Origin of the sequence: Stenotrophomonas sp. MYb57, assembly GCF_002966815.1 — a bacterium.
Classification (GTDB): Bacteria; Pseudomonadota; Gammaproteobacteria; order Xanthomonadales; family Xanthomonadaceae; genus Stenotrophomonas; species Stenotrophomonas indicatrix.
Genome location: NZ_CP023271.1, coordinates 1,631,996 through 1,650,374 on the forward strand (window position 1 = coordinate 1,631,996; position 18,379 = coordinate 1,650,374).

18 protein-coding genes are annotated in these 18,379 nt (G+C 67.0%); 2 read left to right on the plus strand and 16 right to left on the minus strand.

Annotated features, from left to right (window positions below):
- Nucleotides 1–134: 134 nt before the first annotated feature.
- Nucleotides 135–3,155: a ligand-binding sensor domain-containing diguanylate cyclase gene (locus tag CLM74_RS07440; protein WP_105163774.1), complete on the plus strand. Its 3,021-nt coding sequence runs from the start codon at nt 135–137 to the stop codon at nt 3,153–3,155.
- A 346-nt stretch (nt 3,156–3,501) separates the two neighbouring features.
- Here the strand turns inward: CLM74_RS07440 and rnt are convergent, their stop codons facing one another.
- The 16 genes from rnt to CLM74_RS07520 all read right to left on the minus strand — a co-directional run bounded on the left by rnt (nt 3,502) and on the right by CLM74_RS07520 (nt 17,443).
- Nucleotides 3,502–4,086, minus strand: coding sequence for a ribonuclease T (gene rnt, locus CLM74_RS07445; protein ID WP_032951815.1), 585 nt, complete (start codon nt 4,084–4,086; stop codon nt 3,502–3,504).
- A 253-nt stretch (nt 4,087–4,339) separates the two neighbouring features.
- Nucleotides 4,340–4,861, minus strand: coding sequence for a DoxX family protein (locus CLM74_RS07450; RefSeq protein ID WP_105163775.1), 522 nt, complete (start codon nt 4,859–4,861; stop codon nt 4,340–4,342).
- Between the two features lie 23 nt (nt 4,862–4,884).
- Nucleotides 4,885–5,640, minus strand: a complete 756-nt coding sequence (locus CLM74_RS07455; protein ID WP_105164957.1) for a putative DNA-binding domain-containing protein — start codon at nt 5,638–5,640, stop codon at nt 4,885–4,887.
- Nucleotides 5,633–6,508 (minus strand): DUF692 domain-containing protein, encoded by an 876-nt coding sequence (locus CLM74_RS07460; protein ID WP_105163776.1) that lies wholly within the window; start codon nt 6,506–6,508, stop codon nt 5,633–5,635. Before CLM74_RS07460 ends, CLM74_RS07455 begins: the two co-directional genes overlap by 8 nt.
- A complete protein-coding gene (locus CLM74_RS07465) occupies nt 6,495–6,845 on the minus strand; it encodes a hypothetical protein (protein ID WP_025875386.1) in 351 nt (116 codons plus the stop codon). The genes CLM74_RS07460 and CLM74_RS07465 overlap by 14 nt, the downstream gene beginning before the upstream one ends.
- A 180-nt stretch (nt 6,846–7,025) precedes the next feature.
- Nucleotides 7,026–7,733 (minus strand): phosphate signaling complex protein PhoU, encoded by a 708-nt coding sequence (gene phoU, locus CLM74_RS07470; RefSeq protein WP_025875384.1) that lies wholly within the window; start codon nt 7,731–7,733, stop codon nt 7,026–7,028.
- A gap of 64 nt (nt 7,734–7,797) precedes the next feature.
- Nucleotides 7,798–8,628, minus strand: a complete 831-nt coding sequence (gene pstB, locus CLM74_RS07475; protein WP_025875381.1) for a phosphate ABC transporter ATP-binding protein PstB — start codon at nt 8,626–8,628, stop codon at nt 7,798–7,800.
- A gap of 19 nt (nt 8,629–8,647) precedes the next feature.
- Nucleotides 8,648–9,511, minus strand: coding sequence for a phosphate ABC transporter permease PstA (pstA, locus tag CLM74_RS07480; RefSeq protein ID WP_032951813.1), 864 nt, complete (start codon nt 9,509–9,511; stop codon nt 8,648–8,650).
- Nucleotides 9,511–10,479 (minus strand): phosphate ABC transporter permease subunit PstC, encoded by a 969-nt coding sequence (pstC, locus tag CLM74_RS07485; protein ID WP_033830733.1) that lies wholly within the window; start codon nt 10,477–10,479, stop codon nt 9,511–9,513. The genes pstA and pstC overlap by 1 nt, the downstream gene beginning before the upstream one ends.
- A gap of 82 nt (nt 10,480–10,561) precedes the next feature.
- Entirely contained in the window at nt 10,562–11,650 is a 1,089-nt protein-coding gene (gene pstS, locus CLM74_RS07490; RefSeq protein ID WP_025875376.1) for a phosphate ABC transporter substrate-binding protein PstS, read from the minus strand.
- Nucleotides 11,651–12,147: 497 nt separating this feature from the next.
- Nucleotides 12,148–13,167, minus strand: coding sequence for a phosphate ABC transporter substrate-binding protein PstS (gene pstS / locus CLM74_RS07495; RefSeq protein ID WP_025875374.1), 1,020 nt, complete (start codon nt 13,165–13,167; stop codon nt 12,148–12,150).
- A 136-nt stretch (nt 13,168–13,303) separates the two neighbouring features.
- Nucleotides 13,304–14,083, minus strand: a complete 780-nt coding sequence (locus CLM74_RS07500) for a hypothetical protein (protein WP_059063630.1) — start codon at nt 14,081–14,083, stop codon at nt 13,304–13,306.
- Nucleotides 14,084–14,193: 110 nt separating this feature from the next.
- Nucleotides 14,194–15,405, minus strand: coding sequence for an OprO/OprP family phosphate-selective porin (locus CLM74_RS07505; protein WP_025875370.1), 1,212 nt, complete (start codon nt 15,403–15,405; stop codon nt 14,194–14,196).
- Nucleotides 15,406–15,601: 196 nt separating this feature from the next.
- On the minus strand, nt 15,602–16,291 hold the full coding sequence (gene nth, locus CLM74_RS07510; RefSeq protein WP_025875369.1) for an endonuclease III: 690 nt from the start codon (nt 16,289–16,291) through the stop codon (nt 15,602–15,604).
- Nucleotides 16,291–16,644 (minus strand): hypothetical protein, encoded by a 354-nt coding sequence (locus CLM74_RS07515; protein WP_033830735.1) that lies wholly within the window; start codon nt 16,642–16,644, stop codon nt 16,291–16,293. Before CLM74_RS07515 ends, nth begins: the two co-directional genes overlap by 1 nt.
- A 4-nt stretch (nt 16,645–16,648) precedes the next feature.
- Nucleotides 16,649–17,443, minus strand: a complete 795-nt coding sequence (locus CLM74_RS07520) for an enoyl-CoA hydratase-related protein (protein WP_105163777.1) — start codon at nt 17,441–17,443, stop codon at nt 16,649–16,651.
- A 166-nt stretch (nt 17,444–17,609) separates the two neighbouring features.
- Here CLM74_RS07520 and CLM74_RS07525 point away from each other — a divergent pair, with 166 nt between their 5' ends.
- A complete protein-coding gene (locus CLM74_RS07525) occupies nt 17,610–18,311 on the plus strand; it encodes an FKBP-type peptidyl-prolyl cis-trans isomerase N-terminal domain-containing protein (RefSeq protein ID WP_025875366.1) in 702 nt (233 codons plus the stop codon).
- Nucleotides 18,312–18,379: the final 68 nt, after the last annotated feature.

Here is an 18,379-nt window from a genome sequence, read left to right on the forward strand (position 1 = left end):
TCTGCGTACTTCCCCATTCTTCGTCCGATGAGCCTGCCTGTTCCTGCCGGCATGCCGCCCTGCGCGGTGCGGCTGTCCCTGTTCGCGTCTGCTGCCGCCACCGGCATCCGCAGCTGGCCGCCGCCGCTGCGCTGATGGGCGGACAGGGGGCGGGCAGGCGCCGGGCGGGGCGCCACGCGGAGAACATCGGTCGCCTGCTGCGGGTGGGTGTGCTGTGGCTGTTGCTGGCGATTGCCACGCCACTGGCCGCGCAGAGTGGCGCGCCGCCGTTGCGCGACTACGCCATCGACGTGTGGACCTCGCGCAATGGTCTGCCGCACAACTCGCTGCGCGACATCGCGCAGACCCCGGAAGGCCACCTGTGGTTCGCCACCTGGGAAGGCCTGGTGCGCTACAACGGCCTGGATTTCACCGTGTTCGACCGCAGCACCCGGCCGGGGCTGCGCGACAACGGCATCGGCGCGCTGCTGGTCGACCCGCAGGGCGGTCTGTGGATCAGCGATTCGCGCGGCAATGTCAGCCACCGCGGCAGCGACGGCCAGTGGCGGGTCTGGGAACATCAACCGGATACGCCGCAGGTGCTGATCCAGTCCATGCAGATGGACAGCCAAGGGCGCCTGTGGCTGTTGTACGAGGGCAAGGGCATTGGCTATCTGACCCCGGACAAGGGCATCGTCTACCAGCGCCCGCCGCCGGACCTGCCGTTGGCGATGAGTTTCACCAAGATGGCGGTCGACGCGCAGGACCGGGTCTGGATCGGCACCCTCGACGGCCTGGTGCTGCGCGACACCGCCGGCGTACTGCAGCGCGCGCCAGCAGCGTGGGGCGTGGACAAGGGCCTGTCGTGGCCCTATCGCGCACCCGATGGCACGCTGTGGATCGTCGCGGGCGAGCGCCTGTACCGGGTGGAGGATGATCGCCTGGTGCTGGTGCACCGGCTGCCTGGCCAGCTGCATTTGACCGCCATGCTGCAGGACCGCCATGGCGACCTGTGGCTGGGCACCGAGAACCAAGGGCTGCTGCGCATCTCGGCACATGGCCTGGAGCGCCTGCCGGCGGGTCTGAACCTGCCCGGCGGGCGCGTGGTCAGCCTGCGCGAAGACGCCGAGGGCAGCATCTGGGTGGGTGCCAATGGCGGCCTGTACCGCCTGCGCGAAACCCTGTTCAGCAGTTACACCGAACGCGATGGCCTCAGCGGCGACTACGTGCGCACGGTGCTCGAAGACCGGGACCGCCACCTGTGGGTGGGCAGCGCCAGCGGCCTGGACCTGCAGACCGCCGACGGTCGATTCCGTGCGATACCGCTGCACAACCGCGGTGGCAAGGCGCCTTCGGTGCTGAGCCTGGCGCAGGATGCCGGCGGCGATCTGTGGGTGGGCACCTTCGGCGACGGCATCTACCGCTTGCACGCCGATGGACGGCTTCGCCACAACTACGCGGCGGCCGATGGCCTGCCTGGCGGCAACATCCGTGCGATCAGCATCGCGCCTGACGGCGTGGTCTGGGCGGGGACGCAGAAGGGCGTGGTCCGCATCGAGGGTGACCAGGTAACCGTGCCCACCGTTGCTGGCATGCCGGGAGGCCTGACCACCGCGCTGGAACACGATCACCAGGGAAATCTGTGGATCGGCACCATTGAAGGCGTCCGCGTGCTGCGCGGTGACCGGGTGCAGTCGATCGACCTGGCGCCGCTGGGCGGGGGGCGCAGCGTGTTCGGCTTCCACCAGATCGGCGATGCGATGTGGATCAGCAGTGACCGTGGGCTGTACCGCTGGCAGGCGGGGACGCTGGCACGGGTGGGCCTGGAGCAGGGCATGCCGGTGGACGCGGTGTTCCAGCTGGTGCCCGACCGACTGGGCAACGTGTGGATCAGCAGCAACCGCGGAGTACTGCGCACCGACATGGCCACGCTCAACGCCGTGGCCGACGGACGCGCGCCGCGGGTCACGGTGGAGCGTTACAACGAAATCGATGGCATGGCCAATGCGCAGGCCAACGGCAGCTCCGGTCCCTCGGCGATCCTGCGCCAGGACGGCACGTTCTGGGTGGTGACCGCCGGCGGCTTGAGCACGGTCGATCCGCAGCGGCTGCAGCGTTTCCGTGAACGTCCCGCACCGCCTGCGGCAATCGAGAACGTACAGGTCGACGGTGCGCCGGTGCACTGGGAAGGCCCCGAGCGCAACCTGATTCCCGGTGGGCGACGGCTTGCGGTGAGCTACGTGGGCCTGAGCTACCTGATGTCCGACCGCATCCGCTACCGCACACGGCTGGAGGGGCTGGACAACGGCTGGGTGGAACGTGGCCCGCAGCGCAGCGTGGAATTCGTCGGCCTGCCGCCGGGTGATTACACGCTGCACGTGGCCGCCGCGCACCCGGGTGGCAGTTGGGGGCATCAGGAAGCGGTGTGGAGCTTTACTGTCGAGCCGTTCTGGTGGCAGCGGCACAGCGTGCAGGCGCTGATCGGGCTTGTGCTGCTGTCCGCGCTGGTGGCGCTGTACCGCTTCCTGCTGCAGCAGTACAAGGCCAGCAACCTGCGCCTGGCACGGCGCGTGGACGAGGCCACCTTCGACCTGCAGGCGCAGACCGTGCACCTGCAGGCGCTGAACCAGGAGAAGACCGAGCTGGCCGAGCGCCTGGCGCGGCAGGCCGAGGCGTTCGAACGGCAGGCCCGCGAAGACGCGCTGACCCGGCTGGCCAACCGTCGTGGCTTCGACGAGGCGCTGGCCCGCGACTTCGCCCGCGCCCAGCGCAGCGGCCATCCGCTGTGCCTGGTGGTGCTGGACATCGACCACTTCAAGGACGTCAACGACCAGCACAGCCACAGCATCGGTGATGCGGTACTGGTGGAAGTGGCCCAGGTGATCGCCGCCGCCAGCCGCGATTCGGATCTGCCGGCACGCACCGGCGGCGAAGAATTCGCGCTGCTGCTCAATGACACCCGGCTGGAGGAGGCGGCGCAGCTGTGCGCGCGCCTGCGTGGCCTGTTCCATGACCACCCGGACTGGGCCGGCATCCCCGGCCTGCGGGTGACCTTCAGCGCCGGCCTGGTGGAACTGGACGGCGACGACCGCACCCCGGCACTGCTGTACCAGCGCGCCGACCGCGCGTTGTACCGTGCGAAGAGTGACGGCCGGGATCGCACGAGCATCGGTTGATCCACTGCAAAGCATCCACGCATGGCGTGGATCTACTGGCATTGCCGTACCAATCGGCGTGCCGACCAACGGTCGGCACCCACCAAAAAGGTGACTCACCACAGCCCTAGCCGGCAGGACCCATCGAGCGCAGCGACCCGCTGTTGCTCCCGCTTTTCTGATCTTTCCGTGGCGCCCGGGAAACTGTCCGTGGCCGGGCGGGTGGGCTGCGCAGGGGCGTGAGCCGCATGGATGCGGCGACCGAGCTTACAGGGATGTACTTGCAGCGTCCCCTGCGCAGTCCACCCGCCCGGCCTGCCCAGGAATCGCTGTCAGCCCGCCACGAGGGGCTCCGCCGTTGGCTGCTTCACCGCGGCCAGGCGTTGGCGATCGTGCAGAACAACCGCGCCGTCTGCTCGGTGTCATACACCGCGCTGTGCGCCTCGTTGGCGTCCCAGCCCAGCCCGGCCGCCGTGGCTGCGCGTGCCAGCACCGTCTGGCCATAGGCAATGCCCGCCAAGGTGACCGTGTCGAACACGCTGAAGGGGTGGAACGGGTTGCGCTTGTGCCCGGTACGGGCCACTGCGGCGTTGACGAAGCCGAGATCGAAATGCGCGTTGTGGCCGACCAGGATCGCGCGCTGGCAGCCGTACTTCTTCATCGCTGCACGCACCGGAGTGAAGACGTGGTCCAACGCCGCCTTCTCTTCCTTGGCCAGCCGGAACGGGTGGTCGAGGATGATGCCGGTCACTTCCAGCGACTTCGGGTCGATCTCCAGCCCCTCGGCCGGCACCACATGGGCGCTGGCGGTCTGGCCAGGGTAGAGCAGGCCGTTCTCGTCCATCTCGATCGGCACGGCGGCGATTTCCAGCAGCGCGTTGCGCTGGCTGTCGAAGCCGCCGGTTTCAACATCCACCACCACCGGCAGGAAGCCGCGGAAGCGTTGTGACATCGCGCGCTGCGCCTGGGGTACGTCGGAAACAGGGAGGGCGGCAGGTGCGGAAGTGGGGTCGGTCATGTACGGATTCTAGCAGAGCGACCCTGAGCGCCCGGGATCCCGGTAGGTGCCAGCCTTGGTTGGCACCCTGCGCGCCGACCAAGGTCGGCATCTACCGGACCGCGCGACGTGCGCCGACCCTGAGCGCCCGGGATCCAGGTAGGTGCCAACCTTGGTTGGCACCCTGCGCGCCGACCAAGGACGGCGTCTACCGGAGCGCAGGCCGCGCCGTGGGGCCCGACGGACACCACCGCGCCAGCACCGCATCCACGCTCAGGCGCCCAGCACCGGTGAACAGCAGCGGCAACAGCATCGCCATGAACAGCAGCGGCAGTTTGAAGTTGCCAAAGCCCTGATCGCTGATCGCATAGCCCATCGCCAGATCGCCCAGCGAGCTCCATTCGGCCGGCCAGTGCACCGCGTACGTTGCCACAGCCGTCAGCACCAGCAGGCTGGCGGCGGCAACGCGAGTGCCGAAGCCCAACAGCAGGCACGCTGCGCCCACCAGTTCGAACCAGGTGGCCAATTGCCAGTTCAGCGCAGCGGGCAGCTGGTCGAACGGAAACGGGAAAGCATCCTGCAGATCGGCGAACCAGTTCTGCCCGTGCAGCTTCTCGCGCCCGGATTCGAAGAATTCCCAGGCAAGCAGCAGGCGCAGGCCAAGCGGGGCCAACCACGGGGCGAAACGGTCCAGCTGGCCGCGTGCGGCGGCCAGGGTCGGGGTCTTCATCGGTGTATCTCCTGGAAGGGGCGTCAGGGTGAAGCGGGGAGCGGACCGATCACGCCAGCACGCAGGAACTGCTGCAGCAGGTGCGCGCCAGGGGCGGCCAATGTCCCAGGATCGAGGTGGTGCAGGGCGGCCAGTTGCTGCAGCTGTTGTTGGCCGGTGGTGCCGGGGGACTCGCCGATCAGGGTCAGCAGATGCACTGCGAGGCTGGTCAGGGTGGCAAATCGCACCGCGCCATCAGCGTCGCGCCGCACCAGCAGGCCGGTGGGCTCTGCCGGTGGTTGCGACGGTGCATCTTCGCTACCCAGCTGATGCACCGGCCAGCGGTACAGCAGCGGCCAGGCCAGCGGTGAGCGGCGCAGCGGCACCTGCAGCGGATCGATGTTGCCCGGTTCCGGCAGCGGATCGGCCTGCAGCTGGTACAGCGCGGTCTCCACCCACTCGTAGTGGGCCAGTTCGGCAAGCGCCGGATGCGGCAGCTCCGGCTGCACCTGCAGCCACTGCACGAACTCGGCAGCCAGTTCGGTGAACAACGGAGTGTGGCAATGGTGGCTGGCGAAATAGTGGCGCACCAGTGCACTCCAGTCCGGTTCGCCCAGCAGGCGCACGCAGACCGGGAAGCCATTGCTCAACAATCCCAGCAGATTATTGAACAGCAGGCGTTCGTACACGGCCACCCGACGTGGGTCCATGCCGGGCGGCGCCGGTACCTGCGCCGGGTCGCGCAGGTGCGCGGTGAACGCGTGCTGCTGCGCACGCAGGCGTTCGGGGGCGTCAGCCATGGGCGGCTTCGGCATGCGCGGCCTGCAGGCGGTGGATGGTCTGCAGTTCGCCCCGCAGCTCGGCGTAGGGCGGGAAATTGAAGTCGCGTTCGAGCAGGGTAGGGCGTGGGCCGATGCGGGCGTAGGTGCGTGCCAGCAGGTCCCATACCGGGTCGATCACCGGGCTGCCGTGGGTGTCGATCTTCAGGTCCGGCGCCTCGTCCAGGTGCCCGGCCACGTGCAGGCAGACGATGCGTTGTGCGGGCAGGCCGGCGATGAAGGCATCGGCGTCGTAGCCGTGGTTGCAGGCATTGACGTAGACGTTGTTGACGTCCAGCAGCAGGTCGCAGTCGGCCTCGGCCAGCACGGCAGTGGTGAAGGCCAGTTCGTCCATCGTCGGGTCCGGCGCCAGGTAGTACGACACGTTTTCCACGGCGATGCGGCGGCCGAGAATGTCCTGCACCCGCGCGATGCGGGCAGCGGTGTGGCGTACCGCTTCATCGGTGAATGGAATCGGCAGCAGGTCGTAGAGGTGGCCCTCGTCGCTGCAGTAGCTCAGGTGTTCGCTGTACAGCGGCACTTGATGCTGGTGCAGAAACGCACCCACCTGCGCCAGCAGCTGGGTATCCAGGGGCGCACTGCCGCCCAACGACAACGACAGGCCGTGGCAGCTCAGCGGATGGCGCGCCGCCAGTTCGGCCAACGCGTCTCCCGCGGGACCACCGACACCGATCCAGTTCTCCGGCGCGCATTCGAGGAAATCGAAATCGCCGGCCGGTGCACCGCGCAGGTCCTGCAGCAGGGCACGGCGCAGGCCCAGGCCCACGGCCGCCGCAGGAAGCGGCGACCGCGGGTGGACGACGCCGGCGCGGACGTCAGTGCTTGCCACCGCACTTGCCTTCGCCGCACTTGCCTTCGGCCGACTTCTTGTCACCGCCGGTCTTGGCCTTGGTGTCCGCACCGGCCGCTGCCTTGCCCTTGTCGCCGCCGCACTTGCCTTCAGCACTCTTGCCGTCGGCGCCACACTTGCCTTCGGCATGCTTGGCCGCATCGGCGGATTTTGCATCGGTCGCCTTCGCGTCGGTGGCCTTGGCCGCCTGGCCGGCCACCAGGTAGCCCTGGGCGAGGTCGGTCATGCTCAGGGCCGAGGCGGAGGCGGTCATGCCGAGGCCTGCGGCCAGGGCGGTGGCGGTCAGCAGGGACAGCGTCTTGTTGGAGGTGCTCATCGGTCGTGCTCCTGGGTGGTGGGCGGGTGCCCGTGGTGAAGCGATGGTGCAGCGATCCTACTCAACGAATCCTCGCCGGGAATTCAAATTTTCGTGAGAAGTATTGCAGCGCCAACAAAAAGGCCGCTGTCACGAGGACAGCGGCCACCCTGGAGTCGAATCCGGTGTTGCAGTGCAGTATCAGATATCGCCCGCGCTGGAGGTCTCGTCGCGCTTCTGGCGCGGCGGCAGCGGCTGTTCGCCGTGCACCAGGAACCACACGTTCTCGGCGATGTTGGTGGCATGGTCGCCCACGCGCTCCAGGTTCTTGGCCATGAACAGCAGGTGGGTGCACGGGGTGATGTTGCGCGGGTCTTCCATCATGTAGGTCAGCAGCTCGCGGAACAGCGCGGTGTACTGCGCATCCAGGCGGGCGTCGTCCTCGCGCAGTTCCAGCGCGGCATCGGCGTCGTTGTCGCGGTAGGCGGCGATGGCGCGGCGGACCTGCTGTGCGGCCAGGCGGCCGAGGGCGCGCAGGCCCTGGATCTGCGGCAGCGGCGGCACCTTGCCCAGCGCGATCGAGCGCTTGGCGACGTTGGCCGCGTAGTCGCCGATGCGTTCGATATCGGCCGGAATGCGCAGGCCGGCGAGGATCTCGCGCAGGTCGCGGGCCATCGGGCCACGCAGCGCCAGGCGCATCACGTCGTGGCTGATCTGCTGTTCCAGCGAATCGATCGCTTCGTCGTTGGCGATGATGCGATGGGCGGCGTTCTCATCGCGCTTTTCGATGACGTCCATCGACGCCTCCAGCTGGGCGACGGCCATCTCGCCCATGCGCACGATCTCGGCCACCAGGCGCTGCTGCTCTTCGTCGTAGCTTTTGACGATGTGGTCGTTGGGAAGGTTCATGTTCTGCAATCCAGGTAGAGCCAGGCAGGCCTGGCTGGGACAGGTGACGAAGCGTCAGCGCCGATCAGCCGAACCGGCCGGTGATGTAATCCTCGGTCTGCTGCTTGGACGGCTGCGAGAAGATCACTTCGGTGCGGTCGTGTTCGATCAGGTCGCCCAGGTACATGAAGGCGGTGTAATCGGACACGCGCGCGGCCTGCTGCATGTTGTGGGTGACGATCACGATGGTGTACTCGTGCTTGAGCTCTTCCACCAGCTGCTCGATGCGGCTGGTGGAAATCGGGTCCAGCGCCGAGGTCGGCTCGTCCAGCAGCAGCACCGACGGGCGCAGTGCCACCGCACGGGCGATGCACAGACGCTGCTGCTGGCCACCGGACAGACCCAGCGCGCTCTGGTTGAGCTTGTCCTTCACTTCGTCCCACAGCGCGCCCTGGCGCAGCGCGTGCTCGACACGGTCGGCCATGTCCGCCTTGGACAGCTTCTCGTGGTGGCGGATGCCGTAGGCCACGTTCTCGAAGATGGTCATCGGGAACGGCACCGGCTTCTGGAACACCATGCCGACCTTGCTGCGCAGGCGGTTCATCGGGTACTTCGGCGACAGGATGTTCTCGCCGTCGAGGATCACCTCACCGCGCGCTTCCAGCTTCGGATACAGCGCGTAGATGCGGTTGAAGATGCGCAGCAGGGTCGACTTGCCGCAACCGGAGGGACCGATCAGCGCGGTCACGCGCTTTTCCGGGATCTCCAGGTTGATGCCCTTCAGGGCGTGGAACTTGTCGTAGTAGAAGTCCAGTCCACGCGCGGCGAGCTTGACCGGGGCCGGAGCGTGCAGGTTCTCGTGCGAGGCCGGCACGACGATGCGCTGCATCGGCACGGCGTTGGAAAGGTCGTTCATGGCGGTATCCACGGAAAGGTCAGTCATGGGAGATACGGTTGCGCAGCAGGATGCCGCGCGCAGAGAGGCTGACCAGCAGCACGAACACGGTCAGCACCAGCGCGCCGGCCCAGGCCAGCACCTGCCAGGATTCGTACGGGCTGCCGGCGAACTGGTTCATCACCACCGGCACCGAGGCCATCGGCTGGAACACGTTGCTGTTCCAGTACTGGTTGCCGAAGGCGGTGAACAGCAGCGGTGCGGTCTCGCCGGAAATGCGGGCCAGCGCCAGCAGGATGCCGGTGATGATGCCGGCCGAGGCACTGCGGTACAGCACCTGCACAATCACCTTCCACTGCGGAATGCCCAGCGAAAGCGCGGCTTCGCGCATCTGCGAAGGCACCAGGCGCAGCATCTCGTCGGTGGTACGCACCACCACCGGCAGCACGATGAAGGCCAGCGACAGTGCACCGGCGAAGGCGGAGAAGCTGCCGCCGGTCTGCATCACGTACAGGGTGTAGACGAACAGGCCCAGCACGATGGACGGGGCCGACAGCAGGATGTCGTTGACGAAGCGGACCACGGTGCCGGCCTTGCGGGCGTTGCCGTACTCGGCCAGCCAGGTGCCGGCCAGCACACCCAGCGGGGTGCCGATGCCGATTGCCAGCGCACACATCACCGCACTGCCGAAGAAGGCGTTGGCCAGGCCGCCTTCCTGCATCGGCGGCGGTGTCATCTTGGTGAACAGATCCAGGTTGATGCCGGCCAGGCCCTTGGAGGCCAGGGTGAACAGGATCCAGCCGAGGAAGAACAGGCCGAACAGCGCGGTGGCGCAGGACATCGCGATGGCGATGACATTGCCGATGCGGCGGCGCAGGTACAGGGAGTCAGCGGTGCTGGACATCAGTTGCCCTCCTTGCGGGACAGGCGCATCAGCATCAGGCGGGCGATGGCGAGCACCACGAAGGTGACGATGAAGAGGACGAAGCCGAGCAGCAGCAACGCCGAGCGGTAGGTTTCAGTGGCTTCGCCGAAGTCGTTGGCGATCAGTGCGGCGATGGTGGTGCCCGGTTCCAGCAGCGACGGCGACAGGCGCACGCTGTTGCCGATCACGAAGGCCACCGCCATCGTCTCGCCCAGTGCGCGGCCGAGGCCGAGGAACACGCCACCGATCACCGCCGAGCGGGTGTAGGGCAGCACGATGTCCCAGCTCACTTCCCACTTGGTGGAGCCCAGCGCGTAGGCCGATTCCTTCAGGCGGGTCGGCACGGTCAGGAACACTTCGCGCATCACCGAGGAGATGAACGGGATGACCATGATCGCCAGCACGAAGCCGGCGGTGAGCATGCCGATGCCCAGCGGCGGGCCCTGGAACACCGGGCCGATGATCGGCCATTCGCCCAGGGTTTCGTTGAGGAACGGGGTGACGTACTCGGTCATCACCGGCACCAGCACGAACAGGCCCCACATGCCGTAGATGATCGAGGGAATGCCCGCCAGCAGTTCGATGGCGGTGCCGACCGGACCACGCAGCCAGCGCGGTGCCACTTCGGTGAGGAAGAAGGCGATGCCGAAGCTGACCGGTACGGCGATGACCATCGCGATCAGCGCGGTGACCAGGGTGCCGTAGATCGGGGCGAGGGCGCCGAACTTGTTTTCGACCGGATTCCAGTCGGAGGAGAAGAAGAAGCTCAGGCCCTGCACCTGCAGGGCATGGCGACCGCCCCACAGCATCGACAGTGCGGCGCAGGCCAGCGCGATCAGGACGAAGATGACGGTGCCGACCAGCACCCATCGGAACAGTTTGTCGTTGCGGGCATCACGCGTGTCACGCGTGGACGGGGCGGCTACAGGCTGGGCGATGGCATTCATGGGGACGGCAGGGCCAGGAAGGGGCGGGGCAGCACGATGTGCAGGAGACGGTGCCCGCACGTGGCGGGCACCGTCGGGTCCATCACTTCAGTTCGGTCGCCCAGTAGGCTTCGATCTGCTTGACCAGCTCGGCCGGCAGCGGCACGTAGTGCAGTTCGTTGGCCTGGGTCTGGCCGCTTTCGAAGGCCCATTTGAAGAAGGCCAGCGCATCCTGGTTGCGCTTGGCATCCTTCGGCTTCTTCTGCATCAGCATGAAGTTGGTGGCGGTGATCGGCCACGCCTGCTCGCCCGGGGCGTTGGTGATGACCAGGTTGAAGTCCTTGGCGCTGGCCCAGTCGGCGCTGGCGGCAGCGGCGGCGAAGGTTTCAGCGTTCGGCTGCACCCAGGTGCCGGCCGCGTTCTGCAGCGAGGTGTACGGCATCGCGTTCTGCAGGGCATAGGCCAGTTCGACGTAGCCGATCGAGCCCTTGATCTGCTTCACGTAGGAAGCAACGCCTTCATTGCCCTTGCCACCCACGCCGTCCGGCCACTGCACCGAGGTGCCTTCGCCGACCTTGCTCTTCCACTCCGGGCTGACCTTGGACAGGTAGTTGGAGAAGTTGAAGGTGGTGCCCGAACCATCCGAACGGTGGACGATGGTGATCTTGCCGTCCGGCAGGGTCACGCCCGGGTTGGCGGCGACGATGGCCGGGTCGTTCCAGGTCTTGACCTTGCCCAGGAAGATGTCGGCGAGCAGGGCGCCACTGAGGCGCAGCTTGCCGGCTTCCAGGCCGTCGATGTTGACCACCGGCACCACGCCGCCGATGGCCGACGGGAACTGGGCCAGGCCGGCCTGGGCCAGCTCGTCGCTGCTCAGCGGCTTGTCGGACGAACCGAAATCAACGGTGCCGGCCTTGATCTGGGCGATGCCACCACCGGAACCGATCGACTGGTAGTTGATCTTCGCGCCGGTGGCGGTGTTGTAGTCGGCCGACCACTTGGACACCAGCGGGAAGATGAAGGAGGCGCCGGCACCGGAGACCTCAGCGGTCACCTTGTCGCCGGCAGCGGCCGGAGCAGCGGCGCCGTCAGCGGCTGGCTGCTGTGCGGCCTGCTTGTCGCCACCGCAGGCAGACAGGCCCAGGGCGATGGCCAGGGAAAGGGCGGCAAGGCTGGCCGAGTGCAGTTTCATGGTCACTCCATAGCGGGGTAGAGCCGACGGTGTCGGCGGATGCGGCTATGAAATGATGTTTTTGTTACAGCCGTATGACGTCCATGACAGAGGTGTCCTGGATCACGTTCTGGCAAGGGTTTCGCGGGATTCACGGTTGGCTGCCGGGTCGGCTGACGACGCCAACTGCGCTTCTGCGCGGTCCCCAGCGTGGCGGAGGGCCGGGCAACCGTTGCCCCCGCTCCTTGCCTCCCATGACCCCACCGCGCCCCCGATGAACCATCAGGCGGCGTTGGGCCGAGCCTGCAAGGAGGTACTTGCGGCGTGTCCTGCGCAGCCCGGCCCATCGCCGCTATGCCACATTCGAGGAGGCGCAGCGCCTTTCATGACCAACCGCAACAGACAACCCTGCAAAAAAGAAGAGCGCCGGGCCCCGAAGGATCCAGCGCCCGGTGGGGCCGGCGGGGGAGAGAGGACCCGCCGGCCCCGTTCCTGCGGGGGAACGCCTTGCAACGAACTCAATACTTCAGGTTCTGCGTCCAGTAGGTCTCGATCTGGCGCACCAGCGCGTCCGGCAGCGGCACGTAGTCCAGCTGCTTGGCCTGCGCATCGCCATTCTTGTAGACCCAGCGGAAGAACTCCTGCGTGGCCTTGGCGCCCGCTACGTTCTTCGGCTGCTTGCGCACCAGGATGAAGTTGGTGGCGGTGATCGGCCATGCATCAGCGCCCGGGGCGTTGGTCATCACCAGGTAGAAGTCACGGGCGTTGGCCCAGTCGGCGCTGGCCGCAGCGGCCGAGAACGAGGCATCCGACGGCTGCACGATCTTGCCGGCCGCGTTCTTCATCGCCGCGTAGGACATCTTGTTCTGCAGCGCGTAGGACAGTTCGACATAGCCGATGCCGCCCTTGATCTGCTTCACGTAGGCAGCAACGCCTTCGTTGCCCTTGCCGCCGATGCCGGCCGGCCACTGTACCGAAGTGCCTTCACCGACCTTGCTCTTCCACTCCGGGCTGACCTTGGACAGGTAGTTGACGAAGTTGAAGGTGGTGCCCGAGCCGTCCGAACGATGAACGATCGTGATCTTGCCGCTGGGCAGGGTCAGGCCACTGTTGAGGGCGGCGATGGCCGGGTCGTTCCAGGTGGTGATCTTGCCCAGGAAGATGTTGGCCAAGGTCGGGCCGTCAAGCTTCAGCGCGCCGGGGGCGACGCCAGCAACATTGATCACCGGCACCACGCCACCGATCACCGACGGGAACTGGGCCAGGCCGGCGGCAGCCAGCTCTTCCGGCTTCAGCGGCGCGTCGGATGAACCGAAGTCCACGGTCGCTGCCTTGATCTGGGCGATACCACCGCCGGAACCGATCGACTGGTAGTTGACCTTCTTGCCGGTGGCGGTGCTGTAGTCGGCCGACCACTTGGACATCACCGGGTAGATGAACGAGGCGCCCGCGCCGGTGACATCGGCGGCGTTGGCGGCGAACACGGACGACGCGGCCAGAATGGCGACGGCGGCGCGCGACTTGAAGGCGTGGATCACGGGAGAGACTCCTGGGGTGGTCGAGGGGCGGCTGCCCGACGTTTCGGTGCACATTCCATAACGGTTCCATGACACGCCCGCGTCTGTCATATGACGCGAACGTGACAGCCGTCATGGCGGTGCCCAAGCCCGCCCTTCAGAGCCCGCGCAGCGCCTCCGGAACGGCATAGCGACCGTCGCGGGGCTGCAGTGTCCAGCGCTGTACGGGTGCCGTCGTGTCGGTGGCATGGCAGTCGTCACCGGCGGCGACGCTGATCGTATCGGTGCGTTTTTCGCGCACCACGATCGGCGCCAGGCCAGCGGCATTGGCACTGCCCATCTCCAGCGTGCGCTCGAAGCGGCTGAACTCGCCGGCGCAACGCGTATCCCATTCGCCGCGACTGCCACTGACGGCCAGCGGGGCAAGCACCCGGCGCAACTGCCGGCCCTCGCGTACGAACAACTGCAGTTCGGTCTGCGCGAACGGGTTGGGGCCTGAGCTGCCGCTGTAGTCCATGCGCACGCCGAACGCGCGGGTGGCGGGGTCCAACTGCCAGCGTGCCGTGTCCAGGCGAAGTCCGGTAAAGCGCAGCGCATCACTGCTGACCGCGTCGGCCACGCGGGTCCAGGCCAGCGGCTGGCCACTGGCGGTATCGACCAGCAACAGGTCCAGGTCGCCACCGCGCACGTCTTCCGAGGCAGGGGCGGTCCATTGCGCGACGGCCAGCAGGGTCGTGCCGGGCTGTGCGGGCCACGCGCGGCAGGCCGTGCTGTCCGCATCGGTGAAACGTGCCGTGACCGACAGGGCGCCGGCCGGCAACTGCCGATACGCGGCCTCGCGCACGGCATCCGCATCGTCACAGGCGAACGCAGTGGCGGGCAGGGCAGCGAGCAGGACACCGCCAAGCAGGCGGCGCAGGCGGAGCGAAGAAGGCATCCCGAAGGTCCTTGTCGACAGGGCAGGGCATCATCGCGCGGCCACCGCCTGCCCACAACGACGAAGGCACGGCCTGGGCCGTGCCTTCGTTCGAACGCGTGCTTCCGGTATTACCAGAAGAACTGCGCGCGGGCTTCCAGGATGTTCGGATCGTCGTTGACGAAGCCGCGGGCGGTCGAGCTGTACTTCTTGCTGTCGACCATCACGTAGTTGAGCATCAGCTTGAAGTTCGAGCGCCAGTACCAGTTCGCGCCGACGGTCCAGATGTCCATCTTGCCGCCGAGCACGCCATCGACGATCGGCGGACGGCCGGCCACCGGATTGGCGGCGAGGTTGCCGTCGTTCAGATCCATGTGGTCATAGCGCACGCCCAGCTGCCACTGGCCGCCGGCCGGGTTGTTCGGCAGGCCGGTACCCGGAGTGCCACCCTTGTAGCTCCAGCTTTCGCCGGTGACATTCCACACGCCGCTGACGTAGTAGCCGTCGGTGGTGTAGTTGTCATGGGCGTAACGCTTGGCCTTGCTGGTGTAGTACTCGGCCTGCGCCTTGAACGGGCCCTGGAAGTACATCGCTTCGGCGCCGATGGTGCTGACGCGGTCGGTGTCGGTCATGTTGCCGCCATCGACCAGGCGCGCGGTGGCCAGGTCGGCGTTCGGGCGGGCACGGACGCGCAGGGTGTCTGCGTCGGTGTCGTAGTCGACGTAGCTCAGGCCGAAGTGCAGGACCTGGCCCTTCTCGTTGATCGGGGCCCAGGTGCCACGTGCGCCGTAGCCGCTGCCGTGGGCCAGGTTGCGGGTCAGTTCGCGGCCGAAGGCGCTGGCGGTGACCGACCAGTTGTCCTGGCCGTAGCTGTAGGCACCGCCCAGGCGACGGGCGACAGCGTAGGTGTTGGTGACCGCAGCCTTGGAGATGAAGTCGTTGTTCTTGGTGCTGGACAGTTCTTCCAGGCTGTTGGGCTGCTTGAACTGGCCGACCTGGATGAAGTGGTTGGCGTTGCCCAGCAGCTTGTACTTCACGTTGGTGTCGAGGAACTTGTCGGCCTTGGCGTCGTAGCCCACGACCCATTCCACGTTGCCCGGGCCCTTGCCCTTCAGCACCAGCTCGGCGCGACGCAGTTCGAATTCGCTGTTCTTGCCGTTGCCGGCGTCACCGCCGTTGAGGTCCACGACGTCATTGTCGTACCAGTTGCCGTCGGCCTGGACCAGGCCTTCGAAGGTGATTTCCGAACCGCCGATCACATCGATGGCGACTTCGGCGTGGGCGGCCGGCACGTACAGCGCAGCAGCCACGGCGATCGTCAGGAGCTGGTGATGCAGTTTCATGGAGAGGAGCCTTGCAGGCAGGTGGGAAGATGCGCGCAGGCTAAAACGTGAAGATTGCGTAAATGTGACAGTTCGCGCACGGCGGCGATCCGCCGCAGGCCCCGTCACGGCTGGGCCTGCCATTGAAACCGGTTACGTATGACGCGCGGATTGCGCCCCGGTTGCAGTAGATCCACGCCATGCGTGGATGGCGCCGTCACTCCGCGGGGGTCTTGTCCTTGAACCGGCACAGGTCGGCAATCACGCAGCCCGGGCAATCCGGTTTGCGCGCTTTGCACACGTACCGGCCGTGCAGGATCAGCCAGTGGTGCGCGTCGAGCAGGAACTCGGCGGGAATCGCTTTGACCAGTCGATCTTCGACTTCGCGCACGTTCTTTCCGGGCGCAAGTCCAGTGCGGTTGGCGACACGGAAGATGTGCGTGTCCACCGCCATCACCGGTTCGCCGAAGGCGGTGTTGAGCACCACGTTGGCGGTCTTGCGGCCGACACCGGGCAGGGCTTCCAGTGCGTCGCGATCGCGTGGCACTTCGCCACCGTGCTTCTCAAGAAGCAGCGCGCAGGTGGCGATCACGTTCTTCGCCTTGGCGTTGAACAGACCGATGGTGGCGATGTACTTCTTCAGTCCCTCTTCGCCCAGCGCGAGGATCTTCGCCGGCGTGTTGGCAACCGGGAACAGGCGTCGGGTGGCCTTGTTGACGCCGACGTCGGTGGCCTGTGCAGACAGCGCGACCGCCACCAGCAGTTCGAACGGCGAGCTGTATTCCAGCTCGGTCTTCGGATGCGGGTTGAGCTCGCGCAGGCGGGTGAACATTTCCACCACGTCGGCACGCGGCATCGTACCGCCGCGGCGCGCAGGTGCGCGCGCGGTCTTCTTCGCGGTCGCCATTACTGCTCCTTGCCGGCGGCGCGGGCCTTGGCCCGGGCGAGGATGGCGGCCGCGGCGGCAGGCAGGGCGGGTTTGACGTCCGGTGCCGGCGCGGGCGTCCGGCGCGCATCACGCTCGGCCTCGCGGCGGGCCAGGCGCACGGCGCGTGCGCGGAAGCGTTCGCGCGCCGCCCATGCACGCTGCAGTTGCAACTGCATCTGGCACAGGCGGTCGGGCAGGTCCGGATGATCGGGCAGCAGCCGCTCATCGCCAGGCCGCACCACGTAGTCCATCAGTCCAGCCTGCAGCGCACCATCGGGATCGTCTGCCTGGACCCGGGCGAACAGCAGCACGGGGTTGGGTCGGGATGCCATGGCGTCAGCGGTTCTGGAAGGCGGGGGGGCGGCGCTGCAGGAAGGCGCTGGTGCCTTCGCGCATGTCCTCGGTGGCGAACAGCAGGCCGAACTGCGCACTTTCGTATTCCAGGCCGGCTTCCAGGCTGCATTCGCCGCCCACGTGCACCGCGTCGAGCAGGCCACGCAGCGCCAGCGGCGCCGACTGTGCCAGCTGCCGGGCCAGGGCCTGCACGCGGGCGTCGAGCTCGGTGGCGGGCACCACTTCGTTGACGATGCCCAGGGCCAGCGCGCGTGCGGAGTCGATCGGGGTGCCCAGCAGGCACAGTTCCAGCGTGGCCGCACGGCCACACAGGCGCAGCAGGCGCTGGCTGCCGCCGAAGCCGGGAATCAGGCCGAGGTTGATCTCCGGCTGGCCGACTTTGGCCGAATCGGCGGCGATGCGCAGATGGCAGGCCATGGCCAGTTCCAGCCCGCCGCCCAGCGCAAATCCGTTCACCCGGGCGATCACCGGCTTGGGCATGCGTTCGATGCGGCGCATCAGGGCCTGGCCGAGCAGGGAGAAATCACGTCCCTGAACCGCGCTCAAGGTGTTCATTTCCGCGATGTCGGCCCCGGCCACGAACGCCTTGGGGCCAGCCCCGGTCAGCACCACCACCCGTACCGCCGGGTCGGCGGCGGCGTCGCCAAACGCCTCGGCCAGGGCCTGCAGGGTGGCGGCATTGAGGGCGTTGAGCTTGTCCGGGCGTTGCACGGTAATGGTGCGGACGGCGCCATCATCGCTGACGTCGACCGGGTGGGGAGCGGGGGCCTCGACCACGGGAAACTCCTGGAACGTTAAAAAAAAGTGAGATTGAACTCTGTAAACGCAGACAGGTCATAGCCTGCGTGGTGAGTAGCGGTTACACGTTGTGGCCGTTATCCTAACCCGTCGCCTCAGGGCGGCGCAGAACGTCCCTGAGTTACCACCCCTGGAGAACTGTTTGATGAAGTTGCGTTCTATCGCGGTCGCCGTCGCGGCCCTGGCCCTGACGGGCAATGCCTTCGCCCAGGACATCGCGTCCGAGAAGGGCAAGCTGAGCTACTACTTCGGTTACGACTACGGCAACAATCTGGCGGAGCTGACCGGTCGCGGTGAGCAGCTGGACATCAACTCGGTGGTGAAGGGCCTGCAGGACGCCTACGCCAAGAAGCAGCCGGCCATTACCGCCGAGCAGCTGAAGCCGGCCGTTGAAGCGTTCCAGAAGCGCGAGCAGGGCCGTGCCCAGGCCGCCAAGGCCGAGTACGAAAAGGCTGCTGCCGAAAACAAGACCAAGAGCGATCAGTTCATGGCGCAGAACAAGGCAAAGGCGGGCGTGCAGACCCTGCCGAGCGGCGTTCAGTACCGTGTGATCGAAGCCGGCAAGGGTGCCAAGCCGACCCAGGCCAGCACCGTGCAGCTGGAAGTGGCCGGTCCGTTCCCGTACGGCCAGCGCCCGACCGAAGCCCGTCCGGCTCAGCAGATTCCGTCGATCAAGGTCAGCGAAGTCGAAATGAAGGCCATGCGTGAGACCCTGCTGCAGATGCCGGCAGGCTCGAAGTGGGAAGTCTCGCTGCCGCCGGATCAGGCCTACGGCGCCGACCCGCGCACCCCGTTCCCGCCGAACGTGGCTGTGCAGTTCGAGATCAAGCTGATCAGCGTCAAGTAAGAAGAAACAGCGTCAACATCAACGCGCCGGTGAACCCACCGGCGCGTTTTTGTTTCTGCACCACGCTG

What these genes read in the sequence shown, in the direction of transcription:
- CLM74_RS07440 (WP_105163774.1), top strand. Translation starts at nt 135, where the DNA reads ATGGGCGGACAGGGGGCGGGCAGGCGCCGGGCGGGGCGCCACGCGGAG.
- rnt (WP_032951815.1), bottom strand. Translation starts at nt 4,086, where the DNA reads ATGTCACAACGCTTCCGCGGCTTCCTGCCGGTGGTGGTGGATGTTGAA.
- CLM74_RS07450 (WP_105163775.1), bottom strand. Translation starts at nt 4,861, where the DNA reads ATGAAGACCCCGACCCTGGCCGCCGCACGCGGCCAGCTGGACCGTTTC.
- CLM74_RS07455 (WP_105164957.1), bottom strand. Translation starts at nt 5,640, where the DNA reads ATGGCTGACGCCCCCGAACGCCTGCGTGCGCAGCAGCACGCGTTCACC.
- CLM74_RS07465 (WP_025875386.1), bottom strand. Translation starts at nt 6,845, where the DNA reads ATGAGCACCTCCAACAAGACGCTGTCCCTGCTGACCGCCACCGCCCTG.
- phoU (WP_025875384.1), bottom strand. Translation starts at nt 7,733, where the DNA reads ATGAACCTTCCCAACGACCACATCGTCAAAAGCTACGACGAAGAGCAG.
- pstB (WP_025875381.1), bottom strand. Translation starts at nt 8,628, where the DNA reads ATGAACGACCTTTCCAACGCCGTGCCGATGCAGCGCATCGTCGTGCCG.
- pstA (WP_032951813.1), bottom strand. Translation starts at nt 9,511, where the DNA reads ATGTCCAGCACCGCTGACTCCCTGTACCTGCGCCGCCGCATCGGCAAT.
- pstC (WP_033830733.1), bottom strand. Translation starts at nt 10,479, where the DNA reads ATGAATGCCATCGCCCAGCCTGTAGCCGCCCCGTCCACGCGTGACACG.
- pstS (WP_025875376.1), bottom strand. Translation starts at nt 11,650, where the DNA reads ATGAAACTGCACTCGGCCAGCCTTGCCGCCCTTTCCCTGGCCATCGCC.
- CLM74_RS07500 (WP_059063630.1), bottom strand. Translation starts at nt 14,083, where the DNA reads ATGCCTTCTTCGCTCCGCCTGCGCCGCCTGCTTGGCGGTGTCCTGCTC.
- CLM74_RS07505 (WP_025875370.1), bottom strand. Translation starts at nt 15,405, where the DNA reads ATGAAACTGCATCACCAGCTCCTGACGATCGCCGTGGCTGCTGCGCTG.
- nth (WP_025875369.1), bottom strand. Translation starts at nt 16,291, where the DNA reads ATGGCGACCGCGAAGAAGACCGCGCGCGCACCTGCGCGCCGCGGCGGT.
- CLM74_RS07515 (WP_033830735.1), bottom strand. Translation starts at nt 16,644, where the DNA reads ATGGCATCCCGACCCAACCCCGTGCTGCTGTTCGCCCGGGTCCAGGCA.
- CLM74_RS07525 (WP_025875366.1), top strand. Translation starts at nt 17,610, where the DNA reads ATGAAGTTGCGTTCTATCGCGGTCGCCGTCGCGGCCCTGGCCCTGACG.